Here is a 6,597-nt window from a genome sequence, read left to right as displayed (position 1 = left end):
AGAGCAGGTGCGACGCGGCTTTCAGCTCACCGTCGCGAGGTGGCGTATATTACGCTTTCCTCTTTCAGAGTCAACCCCGAATTTCAGGATTTTTCTCTTCAACCGACCGGCTGTTTGTGTGAAGTGATTCACATCCGCCGTGTCGATGGAGGCGCATTATAGGGAGTCGGTTCAGGAAGACAAGCGGAAAAATGCATTTTTGTTTTAACCGCTCATCTTTTATCCATAACGCTTATTTTTGCTGCTTTTTTATCGCCGATGGCAGATCGGCAAGGCTGTTTAACACCCAGTCCGCCGCGTTTTCTGCTTCTGCCGTGACCGGTTTGCCCGTACGCACCAGCACTTTTGTCCCGACATTTGCCGCCGCTGCCGCCTGCATATCTTCCAGCTTGTCTCCCACCATATAAGAAGCCGCCATATCGATATGCAGGAAATCACGCGCCGAGATAAGCATTCCTGGATGCGGCTTGCGACAATCACATACCTGACGGAACTCTTCTATACTGCCCTGCGGATGGTGAGGACAATAATAGATGCCGTCCAAATCAACATCGCGATCCGCCAACGACCAGTCCATCCATTCGGTTAACGTTTCAAACTGCGCCTCAGTGAATTTGCCGCGCGCGATTCCGGACTGGTTTGTCACCACCACCAACGCATAGCCCATTTTTTTTAGCTCGCGCATCGCGTCAATAACACCGTCTATAAACTCGAATGCATCGATTTCATGTACGTAGCCGTGATCCACATTAATGGTGCCGTCACGGTCGAGAAAAATTGCGGGTACAGACTTTGCCACCTTTTATAGCTCCTGAGTAAAGCAAGTGGCGCTAGTATCGCATGTTTCAGCAGGCAAGAAAGTGCTCATCGTATAAAGCCTGATTGATTTAGACGTCTGGATGCCTTAACATCCATTCTGTTGACGGCGTTGACCGTATTAGGCAGACGAAAATGCCTCCGCTCATTTCATTACGATAATAAAGAATCAATGATTAAACTTTCGAATATTACCAAAGTGTTCCAGCAGGGGGCGCGCACCATTCAGGCGCTGAACAATGTCAGCCTGCATGTCCCTGCCGGACAAATTTACGGCGTCATTGGCGCCTCCGGCGCCGGTAAAAGTACGCTTATCCGCTGCGTTAACTTACTTGAACGCCCAACCGAAGGTAGCGTTCAGGTCGGCGGTCAGGAGCTAACAACGCTTTCAGAGTCTGAGTTGACCAAAGCTCGCCGTCAAATCGGCATGATTTTCCAACATTTTAACCTGCTCTCTTCCCGTACCGTGTTTGGCAACGTCGCGTTGCCGCTGGAACTGGATAACACACCAAAGGAAGAGATCAAACGCCGTGTCACAGAGCTGCTGGATTTAGTCGGTCTTGGCGACAAGCACGACAGCTATCCGGCAAATCTTTCCGGCGGTCAGAAACAGCGTGTCGCGATTGCCCGCGCGTTAGCCAGTAATCCAAAAGTGTTGCTGTGCGATGAAGCCACCAGCGCGCTTGATCCCGCGACGACCCGTTCGATTCTGGAATTGCTGAAAGATATCAACCGTCGTCTGGGGTTGACGATTCTGCTTATCACTCATGAAATGGATGTCGTAAAACGTATCTGCGACTGCGTTGCCGTCATCAGTAATGGCGAGCTTATTGAGCAGGATACGGTCAGCGAAGTCTTCTCGCATCCTAAAACGCCGCTGGCGCAGAAGTTTATTCAGTCCACTCTGCATCTGGACATTCCGGAAGATTACCAGGCGCGTTTGAAAGCGTCGCCGGAAACTGACAGCGTGCCGATGCTGCGCATGGAATTCACCGGGCAGTCTGTGGATGCCCCGCTGCTTTCTGAAACCGCGCGTCGTTTCAACGTGAACAATAATATTATCAGCGCGCAGATGGATTACGCGGGCGGTGTGAAGTTCGGCATTATGCTAACGGAAATGCACGGCACACAAGAAGAGACGCAAGCCGCAATTGCCTGGCTGCAGGATCACCATGTGAAAGTAGAGGTACTGGGTTATGTCTGAGGCAATGATGTGGTTACTGGTTCGTGGCGTTTGGGAAACGCTGGCGATGACCTTTGTCTCCGGTTTCTTCGGTTTCGTGATTGGCCTGCCGGTCGGCGTATTGCTGTATGTTACGCGCCCGGGGCAGATTATGGAGAACGCCAGGCTGTATCGCTCCCTCTCTGCGGTGGTCAATATTTTCCGCTCAATTCCCTTTATCATCCTGCTGGTGTGGATGATTCCTTTTACCCGAATAATTGTCGGCACCTCCATTGGTTTGCAGGCCGCAATTGTACCGCTGACCGTCGGCGCCGCGCCTTTTATCGCCCGTATGGTGGAAAATGCGTTGTTAGAGATCCCTGCCGGGCTGATTGAAGCCTCGCGAGCGATGGGCGCCACGCCGCTGCAAATTGTACGTAAAATCCTTTTACCGGAAGCGCTGCCTGGTCTGGTGAATGCGGCAACCATTACACTGATCACCCTGGTCGGTTACTCCGCAATGGGCGGCGCCGTCGGCGCAGGCGGCCTCGGTCAAATCGGCTATCAGTACGGTTATATTGGATACAATGCTACCGTGATGAATACGGTGCTGGTATTACTCGTCGTTCTGGTTTATTTAATTCAGTTATCCGGCGATCGCATCGTCAGGGCTGTCACGCATAAGTAACGTTAAACACAACACAAATACTCATTAAGGAAATAAGCATGGCGTTCAAATTCAAAACCTTTGCGGCAGTGGGTGCTCTGATTGGTTCTCTGGCACTTGCGGGTTGCGGTCAGGATGAAAAAGATCCGAATCATATTAAAGTCGGCGTAATCGTTGGCGCAGAGCAGCAAGTTGCCGAAGTCGCGCAGAAAGTCGCGAAAGAAAAATACGGCCTGGACGTGGAATTGGTGACCTTTAATGATTATGTTCTGCCTAATGAAGCGCTGAGCAAAGGCGATATCGATGCCAATGCCTTCCAGCACAAACCGTATCTGGATCAGCAAATCAAAGATCGCGGCTACAAACTGGTTTCCGTTGGTAAGACTTTTGTCTATCCCATTGCAGGATATTCCAAAAAAATCAAATCTCTGGATGAGCTCAAGGACGGTTCCCAGGTCGCTGTGCCTAACGACCCGACCAACCTTGGTCGTTCCCTGTTGCTGCTGCAAAAAGTAGGGCTGATTAAACTGAAAGACGGCGTCGGTCTGCTTCCTACCTCGCTGGATATCGTGGAAAACCCGAAAAATCTGAAAATTGTTGAGCTGGAAGCGCCGCAGTTGCCGCGTTCGCTGGATGACGCGCAGATCGCGTTAGCGGTCATCAATACGACTTACGCCAGCCAGATTGGCCTGACGCCAGCGAAAGACGGTATCTTCGTTGAAGATAAAGATTCTCCGTACGTTAACCTGATCGTGACGCGTGAAGATAACAAAGACGCCGAGAATGTGAAAAAATTCGTTCAGGCTTACCAGTCTGATGAAGTGTACGAAGCCGCAAATAAAGTTTTTAATGGCGGCGCGGTGAAAGGCTGGTAAGTTTTAGGCTGATTCCACAATCTGTAATATTATTCAGGACGGGCTATTGCCCGTCTTGTCATTTATGCAAGCTCCTGATTCAATATCTGGCAATTAGAACATTCATTGAGGAAATATTATGCGTGCTTTACCGATCTGTTTATTGGCACTCATGCTGGGCGGTTGTTCCATGCTAAGCAGATCCCCTGTTGAACCCGTTCAAAGCACCGCAACCCCGCCAAAAGCGGAGCCGGAGAAACCTAAAGCGCCGCGTGCCGCTCCCGTCAGGATTTACACCAATGCTGAAGACTTAGTCGGCAAACCTTTCCGCGATCTTGGCGAGGTTAGCGGCGAATCCTGCCAGGCGACAAATCAAGACTCTCCGCCTAACATTCCAACTGCGCGCAAGCGTATGCAGATTAATGCATCTAAAATGAAAGCCAACGCCGTCCTGCTGCACAGCTGTGAAATTACCAGCGGCACGCCAGGCTGCTACCGTCAGGCGGTTTGTATCGGGTCCGCCCTGAATATTTCGGCGAAATGAGCAGCTTTCAGTTTGAACAAATCGGCGTTATTCGCTCCCCCTATAAAGAAAAATTCGCCGTTCCGCGCCAGCCTGGTCTGGTCAAAAGCGCCTGCGGCGAACTGCATCTGATAGCGCCTTACAACCAGGCCGATGCCGTTCGCGGCCTGGAAGCGTTCAGCCATTTGTGGGTACTTTTCGTTTTTCATCAGACGATGGACGGCGGCTGGCGGCCAACAGTTCGTCCGCCCCGTCTTGGCGGTAACTCCAGAATGGGCGTTTTTGCCACGCGCTCCACGTTCCGCCCCAATCCGATTGGCATGTCGCTCGTTGCGCTAAAAAGTATCGAGTGCCGGAAAGAGAGCGTAATTCTGAAATTAGGCAGTCTGGATCTGGTGGATGGCACGCCGGTGGTGGATATCAAACCGTATTTACCGTTTGCCGAGGCCTTACCGGACGCCGCCGCCAGCTATGCGCAACAGGCGCCGATAGCTGAAATGCCCGTGAGTTTTACCGCTGAAGTGGCTCAACAGCTTACGACGCTGGAAAGGCGTTATCCGCAGCTACGGACATTTATTTGCGATGTGCTGGCGCAAGATCCTCGCCCGGCTTATCGTAAGGGTGAAGAGACGGGCAAAACCTATGCCGTCTGGCTGCATGATTTTAACGTGCGCTGGCGTGTGGTTAACACCGGATTTGAAGTGTTTGCGCTGGAACCACGGTAATTTCACGCCCTTCTCTTTTGACATCTCTTGCACGCTGGTAAACTAAATCACTTTTTTTGTATCAGGCTCACATTGAGCCTGTTCGATCGTTCAACTGGAACCGTGACAACATGCGTACTAGCCAATACCTGCTCTCCACTCTGAAGGAGACACCTGCCGACGCCGAGGTTATCAGCCACCAGCTGATGCTGCGCGCCGGGATGATCCGCAAGCTCGCCTCCGGGTTATATACCTGGCTGCCGACCGGCCTGCGCGTCCTGAAAAAAGTCGAAAACATCGTGCGTGAAGAGATGAACAACGCCGGTGCTATCGAGGTGTCGATGCCAGTCGTTCAGCCAGCCGACCTGTGGCAAGAGAGTGGTCGTTGGGAACAGTACGGTCCGGAACTGCTGCGTTTTGTCGACCGTGGCGAGCGTCCGTTCGTACTCGGCCCGACCCACGAAGAAGTTATCACCGATCTGGTGCGTAATGAACTCAGCTCTTATAAGCAGTTGCCGCTGAACTTCTTCCAAATCCAGACCAAATTCCGTGATGAAGTGCGTCCGCGCTTTGGCGTGATGCGTTCGCGCGAATTCCTGATGAAAGATGCTTACTCTTTCCACACCTCTCAGGAGTCGTTGCAGGAAACCTATGACGCCATGTACGCCGCGTATAGCCGTATCTTCAGCCGTATGGGGCTGGATTTCCGCGCGGTACAGGCCGATACCGGTTCTATCGGCGGCAACGCCTCGCATGAATTCCAGGTGCTGGCGCAAAGCGGCGAAGACGATATCGTTTTCTCTGATGTTTCTGATTACGCGGCTAATATTGAACTGGCAGAAGCTATCGCGCCGCAAACGCCGCGCGCAGCGGCGACGCAGGAAATGACTCTGGTCGATACGCCAAATGCCAAAACCATCGCGGAGCTGGTGGAACAATTCAACCTGCCAATTGAAAAAACGGTAAAAACGCTGCTGGTGAAAGCGGCGAAAGACAGCAAGTCTACGCTGGTGGCTCTGCTGGTTCGCGGCGATCATGAACTGAATGAAGTTAAAGCGGAAAAACTGCCGCACGTTGCCAGCCCGCTGACCTTCGCTACCGAAGAAGAGATTCGCGCCGTAATTAATGCCGGCCCTGGCTCCCTCGGCCCGGTCAATATGCCGATTCCGGTCATCATCGATCGCACCGTTGCCGCCATGAGCGATTTTGCCGCTGGCGCCAACATCGACGGTAAACACTACTTTGGTATTAACTGGGATCGCGATGTGGCGACGCCTGTTGTTGCCGACATCCGTAACGTAGTCGCCGGCGATCCGAGTCCGGATGGTCAGGGAACGTTGCTTATCAAACGCGGTATCGAAGTGGGTCACATCTTCCAGTTAGGTACCAAGTACTCAGAAGCGCTGAAAGCCTCCGTTCAGGGTGAAGATGGCCGTAACCAGATCCTGACAATGGGCTGCTACGGTATCGGCGTAACACGTGTCGTTGCCGCGGCTATCGAGCAGAACTTTGACGAGCGCGGCATTGTATGGCCTGACGCCATTGCGCCTTTCCAGGTCGCTATTCTGCCGATGAATATGCACAAATCCTTCCGTGTGCAGGAGCTGGCGGAAAAGTTGTACAGCGAATTGCGCGCGCAGGGCATTGAAGTGCTGATGGACGACCGTAAAGAGCGCCCGGGCGTGATGTTTGCCGATATGGAGCTGATTGGTATTCCACATACTATCGTGATTGGCGATCGCAACCTGGATAACGACGATATTGAGTATAAATACCGTCGTAGCGGTAAAAAATCGCTGATTAAAACCGGCGATATCGTTGATTATCTGGTCAAGGCGATTAAAGGCTAAACGACATTTTGTTGGGGTTGC

The 6,597-nt window shown here is 52.2% G+C and carries 7 protein-coding genes; 6 read left to right on the top strand and 1 reads right to left on the bottom strand.

The features are described 5' to 3' along the window. Positions 1-232 precede the first annotated feature (232 nt). On the bottom strand, positions 233-799 hold the full coding sequence (gene gmhB / locus ACLJRU_RS10940) for a D-glycero-beta-D-manno-heptose 1,7-bisphosphate 7-phosphatase (RefSeq protein ID WP_001140158.1): 567 nt from the start codon (positions 797-799) through the stop codon (positions 233-235). A 189-nt stretch (positions 800-988) separates the two neighbouring features. On the opposite strand from gmhB, the gene metN reads away from it, so the two are divergent. The 6 genes from metN to proS all read left to right on the top strand — a co-directional run bounded on the left by metN (position 989) and on the right by proS (position 6,576). Beyond that, positions 989-2,020 (top strand): methionine ABC transporter ATP-binding protein MetN, encoded by a 1,032-nt coding sequence (gene metN / locus ACLJRU_RS10935; RefSeq protein ID WP_000594017.1) that lies wholly within the window; start codon positions 989-991, stop codon positions 2,018-2,020. Then, entirely contained in the window at positions 2,013-2,666 is a 654-nt protein-coding gene (locus tag ACLJRU_RS10930) for a methionine ABC transporter permease MetI (RefSeq protein ID WP_001287486.1), read from the top strand. The genes metN and ACLJRU_RS10930 overlap by 8 nt, the downstream gene beginning before the upstream one ends. A 38-nt stretch (positions 2,667-2,704) precedes the next feature. Next, positions 2,705-3,520, top strand: a complete 816-nt coding sequence (gene metQ, locus ACLJRU_RS10925) for a methionine ABC transporter substrate-binding lipoprotein MetQ (protein ID WP_000874215.1) — start codon at positions 2,705-2,707, stop codon at positions 3,518-3,520. A 118-nt stretch (positions 3,521-3,638) separates the two neighbouring features. Then, entirely contained in the window at positions 3,639-4,043 is a 405-nt protein-coding gene (gene rcsF / locus ACLJRU_RS10920) for an Rcs stress response system protein RcsF (RefSeq protein ID WP_001202315.1), read from the top strand. Beyond that, the gene (gene tsaA / locus ACLJRU_RS10915; protein WP_001539061.1) at positions 4,040-4,747 is read left to right on the top strand and encodes a tRNA (N6-threonylcarbamoyladenosine(37)-N6)-methyltransferase TrmO; all 708 of its coding nucleotides are present in this window, start codon (positions 4,040-4,042) and stop codon (positions 4,745-4,747) included. The genes rcsF and tsaA overlap by 4 nt, the downstream gene beginning before the upstream one ends. A 110-nt stretch (positions 4,748-4,857) precedes the next feature. Further along, positions 4,858-6,576 carry a proline--tRNA ligase gene (gene proS / locus ACLJRU_RS10910; RefSeq protein ID WP_001539060.1) on the top strand — a complete coding sequence of 573 codons (1,719 nt, stop codon included), beginning with the start codon at positions 4,858-4,860 and terminating at the stop codon, positions 6,574-6,576. Positions 6,577-6,597 lie beyond the last annotated feature (21 nt).

The sequence above is a fragment of the Salmonella sp. SAL00653 genome (genome assembly GCF_046552515.1).
GTDB lineage: Bacteria > Pseudomonadota > Gammaproteobacteria > Enterobacterales > Enterobacteriaceae > Salmonella > Salmonella enterica.
Note: the sequence above shows the minus strand (reverse complement) of the source record. Positions and strands in the feature narration are given on the sequence as shown.

Coding starts and splice junctions, on each gene's coding strand:
- rcsF (WP_001202315.1), top strand. CDS start 3,639: ATGCGTGCTTTACCGATCTGTTTATTGGCACTCATGCTGGGCGGTTGT.
- metQ (WP_000874215.1), top strand. CDS start 2,705: ATGGCGTTCAAATTCAAAACCTTTGCGGCAGTGGGTGCTCTGATTGGT.
- proS (WP_001539060.1), top strand. CDS start 4,858: ATGCGTACTAGCCAATACCTGCTCTCCACTCTGAAGGAGACACCTGCC.
- ACLJRU_RS10930 (WP_001287486.1), top strand. CDS start 2,013: ATGTCTGAGGCAATGATGTGGTTACTGGTTCGTGGCGTTTGGGAAACG.
- metN (WP_000594017.1), top strand. CDS start 989: ATGATTAAACTTTCGAATATTACCAAAGTGTTCCAGCAGGGGGCGCGC.
- tsaA (WP_001539061.1), top strand. CDS start 4,040: ATGAGCAGCTTTCAGTTTGAACAAATCGGCGTTATTCGCTCCCCCTAT.